This is a genomic window from Pseudarthrobacter sp. NPDC059871, assembly GCF_042731175.1.
Lineage (GTDB): Bacteria > Actinomycetota > Actinomycetes > Actinomycetales > Micrococcaceae > Arthrobacter.
In genome coordinates, this window is the sequence record NZ_JBHWJV010000011.1 from 107348 (window position 1) to 125821 (window position 18474).

The window sequence follows — 18474 nt, forward strand, 5'->3', positions numbered from 1 at the left end:
CTGTCAGCAATCTGGATGTCGTCGTCGATTTGAACTTTTCGGCCGGTCAGGGCCTGGCTACGCTGTCCCTCACTGACGCGCACTGGAAGGTCCTTCCCGGATGAGGCGCAGGTGCTCGTGGATCATTGCCACTGCCGTTGAGCCTTCCCCGGCGGCTGCCGTTACGCGTTTCACCGATCCATGCCGAACATCGCCGGCTGCGAAGATGCCGGGCACGCTGGTTTCCAGGGGCAGTCGTCTCCGCCCCAGGTGGTTGAACTCGGGAGGAAGGTCTTCGAGGTCAGCCCCTGTGAGAATAAAGCCGTGGTCATCCAGGGCCAGGGTATTCTGCAGCCATTCTGTGTGCGGCTTGGCTCCGATGAAAACGAAGAGGTATCGCGAGGGGAAAATGCGTTGTTCGCCCGTGGCCTCCAGGTCTACGACGATATGTTCGAGGGCTCCTGAACCAACGAGTCCCACGATGTTGGCCCCCAGCAGTACCTCTATGCCGTGGTGCTCTTCTATTCGATCCGCGAGGTAGCCGGACATGTCCGCCCGAAGGATTTCCCCGCGCACCACCAGCCGCACCTGTGTTCCCATACCAGACAGGAAAAGGGCGGCCTGGCCCGCGGAGTTCCCGCCACCGACGACGGCCACTGGTTGCGTTCCACAAAGCCTGGCCTCATGGACAGTGGCGGCGTAGAAGACGCTGATTCCCTCGTATTCCTCCAGCCGGGGGACTGGCAGGCGGCGGTAGTGAACCCCGGTGGCGAGGAGCGCGGCACGTGATAAGGCGGGGCCGCTCTCGTCGAAATCGGCACGGAACTCACCGTCGCGCACTGTGATGGAGCTTGCCTGGCACCCGACGTTGACCTGGACTTTGAATTTTCGGGCCTGCATGATCGCCCTTTCAGTGAGTTCCCCACCCGAGATTCCGGAGGGAAAGCCGAGAAAGTTCTCAATCCGTGGTGACGTGCCGGCCTGCCCACCTATCGCATGGCCTTCCTTGAGGACCACCGACAAACCGTCGGACGCCGCGTACACAGCGGCCGCCAGACCGGCCGGACCGGCACCGATCACCATGAGATCGTACGGGGCAGAATGCTCTTTCACCGCCCGCAGGCCCAGGGCAAGGGCCAGTTCCGCGTTGGACGGGTTTTTGAGGACCTTCGAAGCGTTCAGCACCACGGCGGGCATGTCACTGGCGAGGATTCCCGCGCGGTCCAGAATCGCCTGTGCCTGCTCGTCATCTTCCAGATCGACAAGGCGGTGGGGCAGGCGGTTGGCAGCTGTAAAATCCAACAACCGGAGCGTGTCACGGCTGAAACGGGACCCTACGATGCGGACGCCCGCGCCTGCGCTGATCAGGAGGATCCGGCGCTGAAGATATGCCCGCAGGATGGTCTCACCCACCGTGGCGTCCGTGAAAACATTTCGGCGTAGATTGTCGCCGCTGATGTGGAGCACTTCTCCGGCCTCGGCGACCACTGCGCTGACAAAGGCAGGCTGTCCCTCGACCAGGCCCAGCTCGCCGAGGAAGCGCCCGGGTCCGTGAACTTCGAGGATCCGTGTGCCGCGGCCCGGCCCAGCCGGCTGTCCTTCACCGGCGGCGTGCGGCCCCTCCACGACCAGTACCTTACCCTGCAGAATCACGAAGAAGTCAGCGTCGATGTTTCCCTCGTGTATGAGGACCTCCCCGGCGGAGGCAGACCGCCTGGTGCCGGCACGGCTAAGCATCTCGATCTGGGCCTGGCCGAGCCGTGGATATGCGCCCGAGATATCCGGCGTTTCGATCAGAGTCGAGTCTGTGACAGGTTCCATCAGTCGGCTGCACCCCTCCGCGTCCTAGACAAATGCCTCATGGGGGTAGCACCAGCGCCAGTCTTCGCCGGGCTCCAGGGAACGAACGATCGGGTGCAACTCGGTGGCGTGAGCTCTGGCGTGCCGCATAGGGGAGGAGTCACAACACCCGACGTGGCCGCAGGTGAGACATAAACGCAAGTGAACCCACGGAGTGCCCAAAACCAGGCACTCCTCGCAGCCCTGTGGTGTTCGCGCCCGCACCGGACGAACCCATGCCAGATGCGGATCTAGAATCGGGGAAATCATAATGGCTCCTATGTCTGTCCGGTCCGTCTGGGCTCGGGCCCTCATGCAAGCCCGGAGTCATGCCCTGGGTTGCCAGGCTTTAGCCCATCGAGAGCCGTGTATTGGGACTTTCGCCCAGTCTGCGAAGTCCGGCTCCGGAGGCGATCAGGAGTATCCCGAAGAGAATTGCGAAGGACGAGAGCAGACCTAGAAGACTAAGGATGCCTGGACCGGGAAGAACGGCGACGAAGAAGCCGAAAACAGTGGTGACGATACCTGTGATCAGCCAGAGCCACCATTGGCGGACAGTCTTCTTTACTTCGAAGGCGAGTGCTATTTGAGAGACACCGAGAATAACCGCCCACAGGCCGATGACCAGCGCCAACGAAAGAGCCGTGATTCCAGGCCAGGTAAACGCGGCAAGACCCGCGAGTACGGAGATGACGCCGCCAACTAATTGCCAGCCGGACCGGCGCCCCTTGCGCGTTACGTAGTGCACGATGTTCGTCATGCCGTCAAAAATCGCGAAAGTTCCAAAGAGGATCACCAGTGCGAGTACGGATACGCCGGGCCAGACGACAACCAAGATGCCGAAGAGAACGGCCGCAATGCCACGGACAATCAACGCAGTTCCTGATCCCTTGACCAATTGTTGTCCCAGTGCGTCAGACATAGCCAAACCTCTGTTTCTGGAAGGTGGTGCAATTGGATACTTGCTGGCGTGGGCATTTGATCCGGGCGGCACTGTTACTTCGCAGTGCTCTCCAGCGTGACTTTCACTGACTTTGTATCTTGCCCTCTCCGGAACTCCACATCAGACTGCTGTCCCGGCTGCTTCTTACGTAGAGCGGCCAGAAGGTCCGTCACGCCCGCGATCTTCTGCCCGTCGAACTGGGTGATGATGTCTCCCGGCTGCAGCCCCGCTTTGACTGCTGGTCCTCGTTGGACAACTTCAATGATCAGCGCGCCTGACGTTCCGGGAAGGCCGAAACGGCTTGCGATCTCAGGGGAGATATCGGTCGGAATAACACCGAGGACAGCGTGCGCGGCCACACCGCTCGTCAGTATCTGTTCCGCTACGTCGATCACGGTCGCCGCGGGAGTTACGAACCCGATCGACACGGCCCCTGAGCTGGGTGGCAAGTAGGCTTCTGAGAGCCCGATGATCTCTGAATTGCTGTTGACCACTGCTCCACCTGAATTGCCCGGGGAGATGGGCGCGTCCGTCTGGATAAGGTCGATGAGCCCTTGCGGTGATCCCTCTGACGGCGGCATGTTGCGGTGAAGCGCCGAAACGATGCCCGCGGTGACGGTCTGTTCCAGCCCCAGAGGACTGCCAATAACAACTGCCAGTTGCCCAACTTCCGGAAGAGCCGTCGAGAACTTGGCGGCCGGAAGGTTGCCACGGTCCGCCTTCAGCACTGCCACGTCGGTTGGATCGTCAACCCCGACGACGGTGGCCGCCGCCTGAGATCCGTCCGCGAAGTGGATGCTGACGCTCTTGAACGGCGCCTTCTGCTGGTCCTCCACCACGTGGGCGTCCGTAACGATGGTGCCGTCGCTGCGGTAGACCACTCCGCTGCCGATACCGGCTGATGTCCGGATCGTGACCACCGAGGGCTCAACTTCCCTGACAACTCCAGGAACGGTCGAAAGATCCCCTGTTGCCCTGGAATCCGATGTGCTGGGTGATTGTGATCCCGGAGCCGGTGGCGACCCTGTGCATGCTGACCCGAATATGAGTAAGCCCGCTCCGAGAACCGCGGTCCACGCCTTCCTGCGTCCCGGCAACTGGAGCGGGGCCTCGCACTCGGTGGCCCTTGGTCTGCTCACACTCATTGGATCCCCGTTGCCTCGTATGGATGTCTATGCCGACATGTACCAGTCCGAGTCTCCTCCGCCGTCACCTCCGCCGCATGGCCCCGAGACGCCTAAAAAGCGTCCCGTTTTGGGTCCCCCAGGTCAACCCGAGGCACCTGCGCGTTCCCGTGTCGCACTTGACCTGAGCCGTGAGATAGTCCCGCGCGTTCGTGGGGACGTAGGCGCCAAGCTCGGGTGGCAACGTGCAGATTGAGGCGAATTTCGGGGTCAGCAAGGTCAAAACCGGTGATTTGCCGGATGGACTTGAGCCGGTATCTCAGCGTGCTCCGGTGAATTGCCAGGCTGTCCGCTGTGTCGTCGTAGTTGCCGCCATGATCCAGATATTGGGCCAACGTATGCACCAGATCTGATCCCCGCCGGGAGTCATTGTACTGCAGCGCACCCAGCCACTCCGCGACGTAGCCCGAGAGGTCGATTTCGCTGCCCGGCATGTCAAGGATGCGGTAGATCCCCAACTGGTCGTAGCGCGTGGACCCGTAGGGGTCGATGGAGTGTACGCTGATGTGCAGCGCACGCATTGCCTCCGCGTAGGAGCGCGGGAGTTGGGTGACGTCTCGGCTCGGCCCCCCGATGCCCACGGCTCCGGTGGCGCTGCGCAGAGTCCTTGCCACAACGGTAAAGAGCTCTGTATCCAGCGGATCTCCCGCAACCACGGCAAGTGCTATGTCCGCGCGTCGCGAGACGAGAGCAGGGATCTGGAGTTCGCGCAGTGCCCTGCGCAAGGCGATCACCACAGTATCGTCCGTTCTTGGCGGCTGCCACTGAGCGACGACCACGTGATGCGGACCCCTGATGTCGTATCCCAACGCCCCGGCACGCGCGGCTGCGGCGTCTTCATCCATTCCTGACACCAGTTCATACACAAGGTCGCGCCCCAACTCCAGTTCCAGCTGTGCAATTCTGTGCCGATGCGACAACTCGACCTGCAGGAGCCGTGTTGCATACTGCAAGGCGAAGACGTCTTCGGCGGTGTAGGGCACGCCGTTCTCCAGCAAGCACATTGCCCCGAGCACGTCCCTGTCCGGAAGCACCAGAGCCACGAGCCTTAGGGGTTCCTGGACCGGTAAGCGGGAGGCGACCCAGAGTTGCGCCGTGCGAGACCTGTCGGCAGCGCTGGGCCGGGGATAGGGGCGCCCGGGTGTGGTCCCGGCCGCGGCCCGGATATTGCCGAACCCGTCCTCGACACAAACGGAGCGCCCCGTCACTACTGACAGCACTTCCGCCAAGAGGGAGTTCCGCGACTTCATTTGTCCGAGGGAAGCGGTAAGTGTTCCATCCAGGGCGTTCTGGACCGACGTTCGGGTTTCGAGTTGCATAACCGTTGCCGAGAGGAGTCGCAATCGTTTGGCAACGTCATGAGCATTGGAGAGCCGGGCCGTGTCCTCCTGCAGGTGTGTTCCTGCCGTTTCTTCATCTGGATCGGGGACTGTTCTCCGGGCCGTTGCACGGAGCTTGATCATCTGGGCCGGGCTTGGAACAGCGCCCGCATGTAGGACGAGGCATCCGTTCAGTTCTCCGCTGTCGCCAAAGACAGAAAGCGCGTATCGCCACACCGGCCCTGCGGTGGAGGGTGCGTCATCCGCGTCCTGGAGTTGGTTGGCATCATGGTCGCGGATCGTGGGTGCCCGGTTGGGGCTCGGGATCAGGTGACCGTCCACCACGAGATAGGCGGCTGCTATGAAGCAGAATTCCAGAGCAGAAACAGATCGTACGGCATTACCGAGGATCTCCTCGGCCCCTCCTCGATCGAACATTCAGTTGACCCGCCGCCTCTGCACACAGCTATGACTCGTCCGTGCCGAGATGCGTGGCAACAGACGCCACTACGATCCCGATATCTTCGACACTACGCCTGTGAAGTCTATTCTGGTAGGTCAGTTTCCTGGAGCAGATTGGACCCGGGAGGTCATGCCGCCGTTTCCCTCTACAGGGCAGACTCGACCTATAAGGCCACATGACTAAAGCCCTTCGAGCCTCACGGCCCGGCAGACAGGACGCGTAATCATGGGGTGGAATCTCGGGCGGACGTCGCCACAGGAGAGGGTCGCGCCCACAAGAACCGGAGCGAGTCATGGCCAAAGCAGTAGGAATTGATCTTGGAACAACCAACTCAGTAATCGCTGTCTGGGAAGGCGGGGAAGCCCGCGTTATACCCAACGCAGAAGGAGCCCGGACCACGCCGTCGGTCGTGGCGTACACGGACAGTGGAGAAAGGTTGGTAGGGCAACTGGCACGCCGCCAGGCGATTCTCAACCCCAAAGGAACTATCACGTCGGCCAAACGCTTTATTGGCCGGCACTATGACGAGATCACGGATGAAGCCAAAGCCGTGAGTTTCGACGTCGTAGCGGATGACAACGGTGTGGCGCGTTTCCAGGTTCAGGGCAAGAAGGTATCACCCGAAGAGGTCAGCGCGCTTGTCCTTCGCAAGCTGGTGGACGACGCCGCAAAGCAGCTTGGCGAAAAAGTGACGGAGGCCGTCATCACGGTCCCTGCGTACTTCAACGACGCGCAGCGCACCGCCACCAAGGACGCGGGCAGGATCGCCGGGCTGGAGGTACTTCGCATCATCAACGAACCGACCGCGGCGGCCCTGGCCTACGGCATCGACAAACGTCAGCACGAGACGGTTTTAGTTTTTGACCTCGGCGGTGGAACCTTCGATGTGAGCCTGCTGGACGTGGGGGACGGAGTTGTGGAGGTCCGCTCCACGGCGGGTGACACGCACCTTGGCGGAGACGACTTTGACCGCCGCCTTGTCGATTACCTGGCCGACGAATTCCAGAAGCAGGAGGGCATCGACCTGCGGTCGGACCCACAGGCGTTGCAACGCCTGTTTGAGGCGGCCGAAAAAGCGAAGGTCGAGCTCAGTTCCGTGAGCCAGGCTCAGGTCAACCTTCCCTTCGTCACCGCCGACGCTTCGGGCCCCAAGCACCTGACCACCACCATTCGGCGCTCCGTTTTTGACGATATCACCCATGATCTGGTGGAACGCACCTTGGATCCGGTCAAGCAGGCGATGACGGACGCCAAGGTTACTGCTAACGACATCGATGAAGTGATTTTGGTAGGCGGCTCCACCCGCATACCCGCGGTACAGAACCTCGTCCGGCGTCTGACCGGCGGCAAGGATCCGAACATGAGTGTCAATCCGGACGAGGTCGTGGCCATCGGCGCTGCGATCCAAGCCGGTGTGCTTAAGGGAGAGGTCTCGGACGTCCTGCTATTGGACGTAGTCCCACTTTCTTTGGGCGTCGAGACGCGCGGCGGCGTCATGACCAAGATCATCGAGCGCAACACGACGATCCCCGCCCGTCGCAGTGAAGTGTTCTCCACCGCCGAGGACAACCAGCCCGCCGTTGACGTTGTGGTCTTGCAGGGGGAGCGCGAACTGGCGGCGGACAACCGGGTGCTGGGCCGGTTCCAGCTGAGCGACATCCGGCCGGCGCCTCGCGGAGAACCGCAGGTCGAAGTTACTTTCGACGTCGACGCAAACGGCATCCTGAACGTCACGGCCAAGGACAAGGACACGGGCAAGGAACAGGGCATCACCATCAGCGAGGGCTCCAACCTCGACACCAAGGAAGTCGAGCGAATGATTGCCGAGGCTGAGTCCCACCGAAACGAGGACGTGCAAAACCGGGAGCGGATCGACACCCTCAACGAGCTCGACGCGGTGGCTTACCGCGTTGAGCGGGCCGTCAATGAACTGGGCGACGCCGTCCCCGCGCACGACAAGGCGCGGGCGGAACTACTGATTGGCCAGGCACGCGACGCGGTCAGCAACCAGGCGGAGGTCGCCACCGCGAGGGAGCTCATTTCCGAACTCGAGCAACTGCAGGCGGCGCTCCGTGCCTCGGCTGCCTCCGCGGCCACCACCGGGGCCGGGGCCAGTCAGGAAGCCGGAACAGGTCAGCAGGCCGGAGAGTCCAGCGATGCCGATGACGAGGATATCGTCGACGCGGAATTTGACCGTGGCTAGGTAAAGCGATGAGCGACGAGACTGCACTCGGGGGCCAGGCGCACGAGGGAAACGGGCAAGCAGGGGCCACCGAAACCCCGGAAACGGAAGTACAGTCCACAGTGCAGGCGGACGCCTTGGCCAAAATGGAGGACCAGTGGCGCCGTGCGCTGGCCGACGCCGACAACGTACGGAAGCGTGCGGCCCGGGAGGGCGCACAGCTGAGGGCACAGGAGCGCGCCGCGGTTGCTTTGGCGTGGCTGCCCATCCTGGACAATCTGGAGCTTGCCCTGTCGCACGCACCGGCGGGTGCCGAGGACCCGCTGGTCGAGGGCATAGCCTCCATCCGGGAACAGGCCATCGACACCCTGGCCCGCCTGGGCTATCCCCGCATCGATGCTGAGAATGTCCCCTTCGATCCGCGGCTTCATGAGGTTGTCAGCGTGGTGGAAACTGAAGAGGTCCCCCCGGGGACCGTACTGACCGTGCTGCGCCCCGGCTACGGCGGCCCGGAAAACACGCTCCGGCCAGCCGCCGTGGTGGTAAGCCGGGCGGTGACCCCGGACCGTGGCTAAGGACCACTATTCGGTTCTCGGCGTCCCACGGACAGCGGAGGCCGACGAGATCCAACGCGCATACCGGAAACTCGCCCGAAAATTCCATCCGGATGTCAACCGTGAGCCGGACGCCGCCGACAAGTTCAAAGAAATCGGCGAGGCCTACGACACATTGTCCGATCCCGAGACCCGGGCGCGCTATGACCGTTTCGGGGCCGACTACCGGCAGTACGCCGGTAGCGGGGCCGGTTCGTCGGGCGGAGGACGGCGAGGGGGTTCCGGTGGCCCGCGGCCCGGACCGCGGCCTGGCCCCCGGCCGGGACGGGGGGCGTACGGAAATGGCGACGGCGGTATGGGTGGCGACGTTGACTGGGAGGACCTCCTCGGCGGCTGGTTCAGGCAACAGGCAGGAGGCCCGGCCCAGGGGGCCGACCAAGAGGCCGAGCTGTGGCTGACGCTTGAGGAAGCCCTCCACGGCGGGAAGCGCAGCATCCGGCTGGCCCAGGCCGACGGCGAGACCCGGAGCTACGACGTCGACGTGCCGCCCGGCGTGTTGGACGGCCAGCGTATCCGGCTGGCCGGTGAGGGCGCCATGGGCAGGGAGGGAGGCCCATCCGGCGACCTCTTCCTGACCGTACGAATCCAACCCGACTCCAGATACCGGCTAAAAGGCCGGGACATCTACTTCGATCTTCCGGTCTCGCCCTCGGAGGCCGCACTCGGGGCCAAGGTACCCACCCACGCGCCGGCCGGACCTGTCACAGTCACCGTTCCTGAAGGGTCCTCCAGTGGGCGCAGGCTGCGGCTCCGCGGGCAGGGGATGCCCAATCCTCGGGGGCTGCCGGGGAACCTATATGCGGAAATCAAGATCATGGTTCCCCCCAGCCCTAGCAAGGAGGAGCGGAAGCTGTACGAAAAGCTCGCCACGGTATCCACGTTCAATCCGAGGGAGGAGCGATGAGCGGCGTCTATCCGCTCGCCTATCCCTGGCGCATGAATCTCGACGCGGTGGCCCGGAGCGCCGGCGTTCACCCCGACGTCGTCATGCGGTTCGTGGATCTGGACCTCATCCGGCCGCTGGGCGACTCGCCTGGTGGCCCATGGTTCAGCACGCGGTCCCCGGAACTCATAGGGCGCGTCATGAGACTCCATTCGGAGCTGTCGCTGAACTACGCGGCAATCCCGCTGGTACTCGATCTTTTGGTTCGGGTCGACGCGCTTGAACGACGATTGGTTGAAATCACGCAGGTCGAAGGGACTGCTTCACGATGAACATGGAGAGTTTGACACAAAAATCCCAGGAGGCCTTGGCGGAGGCTCAGCGGATAGCACAACGCAATGGGCACACTGAGACCGACGGCGAACACCTGCTGGCGGCCCTGCTCGAGCAGGAGGGGGGACTGGTTCCGCGGTTGATCGTGGCCATGCAGGTTGACGTGAACGAGCTGAAGGCGGCGGTCGAGGCAGAGTTGAGGCGCAAGCCGAAGGTCACGGGGCCGGGGGCAGCGCCAGGCCAGGTATACGTAAGTCGTAGGCTGGGCACACTCCTCGATGCTGCTGAACGGGAAGCCAAGCGGCTTAAGGACGAATACGTCTCGGTGGAACACCTGCTGGTGGCACTGGCGGAGGAAGGCCGCTCCACGGCGGCCGGCAGGGTCCTGGCTGAGCACGGCGTCACCCGCGAGGCGTTCCTGTCCGTCCTGACGCAGATCAGGGGAAACCAGCGCGTCACGTCTGCGACACCGGAACAGACGTACGAGGCGCTGGAGAAATACGGCCGCGACTTGGTGGCGGACGCCCGCACCGGAAAACTGGATCCGGTCGTCGGCCGCGACGCCGAGATCCGGCGGGTCGTGCAGATCCTTTCCCGCAAGACCAAGAACAACCCGGTACTGATCGGGGAGCCAGGCGTCGGCAAGACAGCCATTGTGGAGGGACTGGCCCAACGGATCGTCCGCCAGGACGTGCCGGAAGGGCTGAAGGACAAGACCATCTTCTCGCTCGACCTGAGCGCGCTCGTGGCAGGTGCCAAGTACCGCGGCGAGTTCGAGGAGCGGTTGAAGGCGGTCCTCGCCGAAGTCCTGGCCGCGGAGGGAAGGATCCTGCTCTTCGTCGACGAGCTGCATACGGTCGTCGGGGCAGGAGCGGGTGAGGGGTCCATGGACGCCGGGAACATGCTCAAGCCGATGCTCGCCCGTGGGGAACTCCACATGATCGGGGCGACCACGCTCGACGAATACCGCAAACACATTGAATCGGACCCGGCACTGGAACGCCGCTTCCAGCCCGTTTTGGTTGAGGAACCCGACGTCGAGGACGCCATTTCCATTCTTCGCGGGCTCCGGGAGAGGCTTGAAGTCTTCCACGGCGTACGGATCCAGGACAGTGCCCTGGTGGCTGCGGCCACCCTATCCCACCGGTACATCACTGACCGGTTCCTCCCGGACAAGGCGATTGACCTGGTGGATGAGGCGTGCGCCCGGCTGCGCACCGAGATCGATTCGATGCCGGCGGAGCTGGATGAGCTCACCCGGAAGGTCACGCGGCTCGAAATAGAAGAGGCGGCACTCTCCAAGGAGTCCGATCCGGCCAGTAAGGCCCGGCTCGAGGAGCTGAGGCGTGAATTGGCGGACCTGCGCGGCGAGGCCGATGCGAAGCGGGCCCAATGGGAAGCCGAGCGCCAGGCGATCCACAAGCTGCAGGACATCCGCACTGAACTGGAGCGCGTGCGGCAGGAAGCGGAGGAAGCAGAGCGGAACTACGACCTCAACCGGGCAGCGGAGCTGCGTTACGGCAAACTTGCCGATCTCGAACGGCGCCTGGCCGCCGAGGAGGAACGGCTGGCCGCGAAGCAGGGGGAGAAACGCCTGCTCCGCGAAGTGGTGACGGAGGACGAGATCGCCGACATCGTCGCGGCCTGGACAGGCATACCGGTGGCCCGGCTGAAGCAGGGGGAACGCGAGAAAGTCCTGCATTTGGACGAGATCCTGCGCGCCCGTGTGATCGGCCAGGAAGAAGCAATCAGTGCGGTCACGGATGCCATCATCCGTGCCCGCTCCGGCATCCGCGACCCGCGCCGGCCCATCGGATCGTTTATTTTCCTGGGACCGACAGGCGTCGGCAAGACCGAACTTGCCAAGGCACTTGCCGCGGCTCTTTTCGACAGTGAAAACGCAATGATCCGGCTGGACATGAGCGAGTACCAGGAGCGTCACACCGTGAGCCGGCTCTTGGGTGCCCCTCCGGGCTATATAGGCTATGACGAGGGCGGCCAGCTCACCGAGGCCGTACGCCGCAAGCCTTATTCGGTGGTGCTTTTCGATGAGGTGGAAAAGGCCCACCCGGATATTTTCAACACCCTTTTGCAGGTCCTGGACGACGGCAGGGTTACGGACTCCCAGGGGCGGACCGTTGATTTCCGCAATACCGTGATCATCATGACCTCCAATATCGGTTCCCAATATCTCCTGGAGGGTTCCACCGAAGGCGGGACGATCACCGAGGAGGCGCGCAGCATGGTGATGGGGGAGCTCCGGGGCCACTTCCGCCCTGAGTTCCTGAACCGTGTGGACGATATCGTGCTGTTTACGCCGCTCGGTCTGGCGCAGATCGAACGCATTGTGGACCTGCAGTTCCAACAGTTGCGGCAACGGCTGGCCGAACAGCAGGTCGAACTGCACCTGACCGATGAGGCGCGCCTGCTGATTGCCGAACGTGGCTTCGATCCGATCTACGGAGCCCGTCCACTGCGCCGCTTTATCTCCCGTGTAGTGGAAACGGAGGTGGGCCGGGCCCTCCTGCGCGGCAGCATCGCCGAGGGGGGAGTCGTGACGGTGACAGCAGCCGATGGTGAGCTCTTGGTGGACTACGCCACTAGGGAAATGGAAGAGGCCGGAACCGCATGAATAAGGCAATCATCAAGTGTCCGCACTGTGGCAAATCCAACCGCGTTCCGGCTGCCGCCGACGGCCGGCCACGCTGCGGGAGTTGCCACCGGGAGCTTCCGTGGGTGGTTGAAGCGGGCGACGACGACTTCAGCGAGATCGCCGAACGGCATGGTGTTCCGGTCCTGGTGGACTTTTGGGCGGTGTGGTGTGGACCCTGCCGGATGGTCAGCCCTGCGCTGGACCAGTTGGCACACGAACGGGCGGGGCAGATCAAACTTGTGAAGGTCGATGTGGACCACTCGCCGCAGCTCTCGGCCAGATTCTCGATTCAGGCAGTGCCAACCTTGATGGTTATCGTCGACGGCAAGATCGTCGCGAGGCAGGCTGGCGCAGCTCCCGCGCCGGTGCTGAGGTCCTGGCTGGAAGATGCACTCAGGAAGTAGCACAAAAAACGGATGACGGCGGGCAGTTGCCCACTGCGATCGTCAGTGGCCCTTAGCCGGGGGCAAAGAGGATACCTATGCAGTCAGACGGGATTCGACGAGATTCGGGACGCCCCCGAAAGAGGCCAAGGTCCGGGCGGTCTCCACGAACTCACGTGCCAGCCCGTCGTTGACATCCGTGCGCCATGCAATCGACAGAGGAGAGGGCGGCACATCCCTGACTGGGATGAACGATAGCCCCGGACGGTCATAGAAACGCTGGGTGGAGGCCTGGGTGAACGCAATGCCCCGCTCACCCATGATGGCTTCGAAACACTCGTCAACAGTAGCTACCTGCGTGCCCAGACGAACCGGCTGTCCGCCCCGGGCCTGGGTTGCGAGCCAGAAATCCCTCCACTTATCCGGAGCTTTGCGGGCGACGAAGGACTCATCAACGACCTGTTCCACCGAAACTTCGGACAGCCCGGCAAAGCGGGAAGTGCTGGCAACTACGAGGACCCGCGGCTCAACGAAAAGCGTCTCCATGGCGAGCCAGTCAGCCGCCGGCAGGGGCGGCCGCACAAATGCCACGTCGGCGCTTCCATCGGCTAACCCCGCTGTAGGGTCAGCGAAATCGAAGGACCTCATCTGCACGTGGATTTCCGGGTGGTTGTTCTTAAACGCGGCGAGGATTCGCGGGGTCAGTTCAGCCGCCGCGTTGGCCTGGAAGCCGACTATGAGCGTGCCGCGCACGCCGCTAGCCACCCCACGCGTCAACGAGACTGCGCGCTCCGCGGCGGACAAAAGGCGCTTGGCCTCACCCAGCAGTACATCCCCTGCTCCGGTCAGGGAGACGCTGCGGCTGGTCCGGATCAGCAGGGGAGTGCCAAGCGAGTGTTCAAGCTTCCGTATTTGTACGCTGAGGGATGGTTGCGCGATATGAAGTCGGGCAGCGGCTCTCCCGAAATGCAGGTCTTCCGCAACGGCGACGAAGTACTGCAGGACGCGCAGGTCCAGCTGGGGCTGCTGCATCGTTCAACTGTAAGCTCCGCCACAATCGGGGTCCAATAGTTTCAGGCTATCGGTGGATAGGGGACAAGTATTGGACGGTTCGGGGCGACGAGGGCTGCAATGGAAACAGCGAAGGGTTGCCATCGGAGACAGCCGTAAAGGCACTCCAGAAACCCCGCTTTCGAGGCTCGGACAGAGAAGCCCGACCCTCCGCGAGACCAATGAGAGGAACAACGAAATGACGGTCGCAACACGTGCCCCTTCTGTGGAATCCTGGGTTCAGAGCTTCACCGAGGCCAACAACCAGGACCCGGAAATTCAGGCCCACGGAAAGTACTTCACATGCTCCTACCTGCTGGACATGGAGGCGCACACCTTCATTGTCCAGGTGGTGTCCGGCACCATCGCCCAGATTTCCGTGGACCCGGGACCCATCGAGGTGCCGTACCAATTCGCCATCCGGGCCAGCGCCCACACCTGGGGTGAATTCGGCAAGCCCGTCCCGGCTCCCATGTACCACGGCATCTGGGCCGCCACGTTCCAGCGCGACATGAAGCTGGAGGGCGATGTCCTGGTCCTGATGCAGAACCTGCGATGCCTCACCCGCCAGATCGAACTGCTGCGCTCCACCGGCGCACCCGTCTAGACCATAGGAGTTCCTGACATGAGCAAAGTTTCCCCCGTCACCGGCCACTACGTCACCGTCGACGTGGACGGCCTCGAATACAAGGTTTTCTACCTCGAAAACGGCCAGGGCCAGCCCCTGGTCTGCCAGCACACCGCCGGAGCCCACAACCACCAGTGGCGCGGCCTGCTGGAGGACCCGGAGATCACCGCCAACTACCGCGTCATCGCCTACGACCTCCCCCGCCACGGCAAATCAGACCCGCCTGAAAACACCCAGTGGTGGACCGAGGAGTACCAGCTCAGCGCTGACCACTTCGCCAACTTCATCGTCGCCCTCGTCGATGCACTGGAACTGGTCGACCCCATCTTCATGGGATCCTCCTTCGGCGGAAACGTGGCGCTGCAGCTCGCCCACCGCTTCCCGGAAAGGTTCGACGCCGTCGTCCCCGTAGAGGGGGCGGACTACTCACCGGGGTTCTACCTCGACTGGTGGCAGCACCCCCATGCCAATGCCGCACAGGTGTGCGGCAGCGGCACCTGGGATCTTATGGCCCCGCAATCGCCGGAGGCTGACCGTTGGAAGACCTGGTTCTACTACACACAGGGTTCCGAGGCGTTCAAGGGTGACCTTTACTTCTACTCGGTAGACCACGATCTGCGCGGCAAACTCGGCGAAATTCAGACCGATAAATGCGCGGTGGTCTTGATGACCGGCGAGTACGACTACCTCACTACGCCTGAAGACGGAGCCCGTACCGCCAGCCAAATCCCGGGTGCCGAGTTCATCGAGATGAAGGCTATCGGGCACTTCCCGATGAGCGAAAACTACCCGGTCTTCAAGGGGTACCTCGTTCAGGCCCTAGACCTGATCCGGACCAAGACCAACGTCCCAGCCTAGCTGGCCCTCACCCCTGGCGTCGGCGCCAACCCCAAGCAGGTGGGCGCCGACGCTGCCACCTCAATGGCGGACGATGCACAAAGACTCAACCCCTTCGTGCCATGCCTTTGACAATCGGACCGCACCAAACTGCTGAAGGTCGCGGGCCCACCGCCATAACTTGCTTCAAACCCTTGGAGATAGAACGATGTCAATAAACGCCGACCGTGAAGCCGCCCTTCTGGCCTCCGTTCCCACCGGTTTGCTGATCAATGGCGAGTGGCGTGATGCCGCTTCCGGCAAGACGTTCGACGTTGAGGATCCCGCCACCGGCAAGGTGCTGCTGAGCATTGCCGACGCCGGCGCCGAAGACGGTGCCGCGGCCCTGGACGCTGCGGTGGCTGCGCAGGAGTCGTGGGCAAAGGTTCCGCCGCGCGAGCGTGGCGAGATCCTGCGCCGGGCATTCGAGCTTGTGACCGAGCGCGCCGAGGACTTCGCGCTGCTGATGACCATGGAAATGGGCAAGCCCCTGGCCGAGGCCCGCGGCGAGGTCACCTACGGTGCAGAGTTCCTGCGCTGGTTCTCCGAGGAAGCGGTCCGCGCGTTCGGCCGCTACTCCGTTGCCCCGGACGGCAAGTCCCGCCTGCTGGTGACCAAGAAGCCTGTTGGCCCGTGCCTGCTGATCACTCCGTGGAACTTCCCGCTGGCCATGGCCACCCGCAAGATCGCACCGGCCGTCGCCGCCGGCTGCACCATGGTCCTGAAATCGGCCAACCTGACGCCACTGACGTCGCAGCTGTTCGCCGCCGTGATGCAGGAAGCCGGACTGCCCGCCGGTGTCCTGAACGTCATTCCCACGTCCACCGCCGGCGCCACGACCGGTCCGCTGATCAAGGACGCCCGGCTGCGGAAGCTTTCCTTCACCGGGTCCACCGAAGTGGGCCGCCGTTTGCTTGCCGATGCGTCTGAAACCGTGCTCCGGACGTCGATGGAACTCGGCGGCAACGCTCCGTTCGTCGTCTTCGACGATGCTGACCTGGATGCGGCCGTCGCCGGTGCAATGCTGGCCAAGCTGCGCAACATGGGTGAGGCCTGCACCGCTGCCAACCGGTTTATCGTGCACGAATCCGTGGCCACCGAATTCGCGGAGAAGTTCGCCGCGAAGATGAAGGAGATGACCACCGCCCGCGGCACCGAGCCCGAGTCCAAAGTGGGCCCGCTGATCGATGCCAAGAGCCGGGACAAGGTGCACGAACTGGTTTCCGACGCCGTTGCCTCCGGCGCGAAGGCTGTCCTCGGCGGGGCGCCGGTGGACGGCCCGGGCTACTTCTACCAGCCCACCATCCTCTCGGGAGTCAGCGAAGGCACCCGGATCCTGTCGGAGGAAATCTTCGGCCCGGTAGCCCCCATCATCACGTTCTCCAGCGAGGACGACGCCGTACGCCTGGCCAACAACACCGAATATGGCCTGGTGGCGTACGTCTTCACCAAGGACCTCAACCGGGGCATCCGGATGGGTGAACGCCTCGAAACCGGCATGCTCGGACTGAACGCCGGCGTGATTTCCAACGCCGCCGCGCCGTTCGGCGGCGTCAAGCAGTCCGGCCTGGGCCGTGAGGGCGGGCTCGAGGGAATCGAGGAGTACCTCTACACCCAGTACATCGGCATCGCCGACCCCTACGCGGGCTAGCAGCGGCGGCGAAGGTACCCTCAGATAATGGTGTCTCCGGATCCCGCATCGTCGCGGCGAAATGCGCAGGGGAACGTAGCACGAAGTGGACCTTCACGAAGAACATCCGGTCGTTCAGAAGGAAACGGTCCCGTCGAACGGGTTCGCTTGGCAAGGAACCATCGACCTTGACGACGACCGACGTACCAAGGGATAAACAGCAGCGCCACCCGGAAGCAAAACCGGCGCACCGAATCATGTACGGTCCGCCCTCCACCTGATTTTACGCGCCGACCAGAGGCGTCTTCTCGGTGCTAGATCGTGGCGGCCTTTACATGTGGTGGAGCCGATTATCGCGTGGTGGTGTCCGGCTCGCAGGAGTGCGCCTTTCCTGGGTGATGACAGTGGCGGCTAAGGCGATCGTGAGGCCCATGACGGTCTCGAGGGCGCGCTGCGTCAGGAGGGTGCCGATCGAGGCCGGCAGCATGAGGTCGCCGAGCAGAAGGGCCATCGGCGTGAAGAAGACCAGGCCGAGGCTGTAGTTGCGCCCGGTGGTCAGCTCGGTGCACGCCTGGAGCACGGCGATCACGAAGACCGCGGCATAGCCGCTGGGGTGGGCGGCCAGAACGAGGGCAGCGACGCCGAGTCCGGCTGCGGTGCCTATCACCCGCTGGGCAGCGCGCGTGAAGCGGGCGTACAGGTTGGGTGCAGACATGGGGACGGATGCCGTAACAAAAGTCCAGTAGGGGTGGCCGATGCCGCTGGTCGCGACGGCGAAGCCGGCACCGGCGATACCGAGCAGATAGCGGGAGGCGTGACGGCCCGCCGGGTGGGACGGGCGCAGGCCGCGCCACAGGAACCGATCCCGCACCGGGGCACCGCCGTCTCGCACCGGGCCGCCGCTGTCGCGCGCGGTACGGCCGGGGAGGGCGAGCAGTAGCGCGAAGAGGGCCGCCCCAGCGGCAGCGAGGGCGGCTGCGGGTACTGTGCCCGGCGCGATCGGGACCGTGGCCGAGGCTGTCAGGGCGAAGACCGGGTTGAGAGCTCCGGCCGGATGCCATCGGCCCAGCTCGGACAGGACTACCGCGGCACCGGCCCAGACGGCCGCGACCGGGACGAGCAGCCAGAGCCGGAACGGGACGGTGGCCACGAGGGCGCCGACGACGACGCCGACCACCAGCACCACGCCCGCCTGCGCCTGCATCCCCAGGCGTACCCGGGCCGGCTCGTGCCGGCCGTACAGGGCGGTGAAGGCACCGATCGCTGCATACAGCAGCAGGTCGCCGCGACCGGACGCCACGCAAGCCATCAGCGGCCCGAAGATCGCCAAGCTTGCGCGCAGAGCCGTCCAGTGGGCACCGGCATGCGGGCCGAGGTCGAAGACCGCCGCCCACCAGGACCGCGCGGGCGTGGCTTGCGTCATCGTAACCCTCCGAAGTAGTACAGGAATGAAGTACTTTAAAGTTACTACACTTGTGAATTACTGTTGTGATTGACCTAGGCGGGGGCCGCAGG

At 63.6% G+C, this 18474-nt stretch carries 16 protein-coding genes; 9 read left to right on the forward strand and 7 right to left on the reverse strand.

Annotation, left to right across the window (positions count from 1 at the left end):
- Positions 1-69 precede the first annotated feature (69 nt).
- The 5 genes from ACFV4R_RS15545 to ACFV4R_RS15565 all read right to left on the reverse strand — a co-directional run bounded on the left by ACFV4R_RS15545 (position 70) and on the right by ACFV4R_RS15565 (position 5702).
- On the reverse strand, positions 70-1800 hold the full coding sequence (locus ACFV4R_RS15545) for an FAD-dependent oxidoreductase (protein WP_377203265.1): 1731 nt from the start codon (positions 1798-1800) through the stop codon (positions 70-72).
- A 24-nt stretch (positions 1801-1824) separates the two neighbouring features.
- The gene (locus tag ACFV4R_RS15550; protein ID WP_377203266.1) at positions 1825-2133 is read right to left on the reverse strand and encodes a UBP-type zinc finger domain-containing protein; all 309 of its coding nucleotides are present in this window, start codon (positions 2131-2133) and stop codon (positions 1825-1827) included.
- A 34-nt stretch (positions 2134-2167) separates the two neighbouring features.
- Positions 2168-2740, reverse strand: coding sequence for an HdeD family acid-resistance protein (locus ACFV4R_RS15555; RefSeq protein ID WP_377203267.1), 573 nt, complete (start codon positions 2738-2740; stop codon positions 2168-2170).
- Positions 2741-2814: 74 nt separating this feature from the next.
- Positions 2815-3681, reverse strand: a complete 867-nt coding sequence (locus tag ACFV4R_RS15560; RefSeq protein ID WP_377203268.1) for a S1C family serine protease — start codon at positions 3679-3681, stop codon at positions 2815-2817.
- 317 nt (positions 3682-3998) lie between these two features.
- Positions 3999-5702: a PucR family transcriptional regulator gene (locus tag ACFV4R_RS15565; RefSeq protein WP_377203269.1), complete on the reverse strand. Its 1704-nt coding sequence runs from the start codon at positions 5700-5702 to the stop codon at positions 3999-4001.
- Between the two features lie 317 nt (positions 5703-6019).
- On the opposite strand from ACFV4R_RS15565, the gene dnaK reads away from it, so the two are divergent.
- Genes dnaK through trxA form a run of 6 tightly spaced genes read left to right on the forward strand, consistent with a single transcriptional unit; the run spans position 6020 to position 12796 of the window.
- Positions 6020-7930: a molecular chaperone DnaK gene (gene dnaK / locus ACFV4R_RS15570; protein ID WP_377203270.1), complete on the forward strand. Its 1911-nt coding sequence runs from the start codon at positions 6020-6022 to the stop codon at positions 7928-7930.
- Between the two features lie 8 nt (positions 7931-7938).
- The gene (locus ACFV4R_RS15575; RefSeq protein WP_377203271.1) at positions 7939-8484 is read left to right on the forward strand and encodes a nucleotide exchange factor GrpE; all 546 of its coding nucleotides are present in this window, start codon (positions 7939-7941) and stop codon (positions 8482-8484) included.
- Positions 8477-9427 carry a DnaJ C-terminal domain-containing protein gene (locus tag ACFV4R_RS15580; protein WP_377203272.1) on the forward strand — a complete coding sequence of 317 codons (951 nt, stop codon included), beginning with the start codon at positions 8477-8479 and terminating at the stop codon, positions 9425-9427. Before ACFV4R_RS15575 ends, ACFV4R_RS15580 begins: the two co-directional genes overlap by 8 nt.
- Entirely contained in the window at positions 9424-9738 is a 315-nt protein-coding gene (locus ACFV4R_RS15585; RefSeq protein ID WP_377203273.1) for a chaperone modulator CbpM, read from the forward strand. The genes ACFV4R_RS15580 and ACFV4R_RS15585 overlap by 4 nt, the downstream gene beginning before the upstream one ends.
- Positions 9735-12371: an ATP-dependent chaperone ClpB gene (clpB, locus tag ACFV4R_RS15590; RefSeq protein WP_377203274.1), complete on the forward strand. Its 2637-nt coding sequence runs from the start codon at positions 9735-9737 to the stop codon at positions 12369-12371. Before ACFV4R_RS15585 ends, clpB begins: the two co-directional genes overlap by 4 nt.
- Complete coding sequence (gene trxA, locus ACFV4R_RS15595; protein WP_377203275.1) at positions 12368-12796, forward strand: thioredoxin; 429 nt, start codon at positions 12368-12370, stop codon at positions 12794-12796. Before clpB ends, trxA begins: the two co-directional genes overlap by 4 nt.
- A 75-nt stretch (positions 12797-12871) precedes the next feature.
- Here the strand turns inward: trxA and ACFV4R_RS15600 are convergent, their stop codons facing one another.
- The gene (locus ACFV4R_RS15600) at positions 12872-13807 is read right to left on the reverse strand and encodes a LysR family transcriptional regulator (protein ID WP_377203276.1); all 936 of its coding nucleotides are present in this window, start codon (positions 13805-13807) and stop codon (positions 12872-12874) included.
- Positions 13808-14024: 217 nt separating this feature from the next.
- Here ACFV4R_RS15600 and ACFV4R_RS15605 point away from each other — a divergent pair, with 217 nt between their 5' ends.
- The 3 genes from ACFV4R_RS15605 to ACFV4R_RS15615 all read left to right on the forward strand — a co-directional run bounded on the left by ACFV4R_RS15605 (position 14025) and on the right by ACFV4R_RS15615 (position 16980).
- Positions 14025-14432: a hypothetical protein gene (locus tag ACFV4R_RS15605; RefSeq protein WP_377203277.1), complete on the forward strand. Its 408-nt coding sequence runs from the start codon at positions 14025-14027 to the stop codon at positions 14430-14432.
- A gap of 18 nt (positions 14433-14450) precedes the next feature.
- Positions 14451-15311: an alpha/beta fold hydrolase gene (locus tag ACFV4R_RS15610; protein ID WP_377203278.1), complete on the forward strand. Its 861-nt coding sequence runs from the start codon at positions 14451-14453 to the stop codon at positions 15309-15311.
- A gap of 187 nt (positions 15312-15498) precedes the next feature.
- On the forward strand, positions 15499-16980 hold the full coding sequence (locus tag ACFV4R_RS15615) for an NAD-dependent succinate-semialdehyde dehydrogenase (protein WP_377203279.1): 1482 nt from the start codon (positions 15499-15501) through the stop codon (positions 16978-16980).
- A 310-nt stretch (positions 16981-17290) separates the two neighbouring features.
- Here ACFV4R_RS15615 and ACFV4R_RS15620 read toward each other — a convergent pair whose 3' ends face one another.
- Entirely contained in the window at positions 17291-18382 is a 1092-nt protein-coding gene (locus ACFV4R_RS15620) for an FUSC family protein (RefSeq protein WP_377203280.1), read from the reverse strand.
- Between the last annotated feature and the right edge of the window lie 92 nt (positions 18383-18474).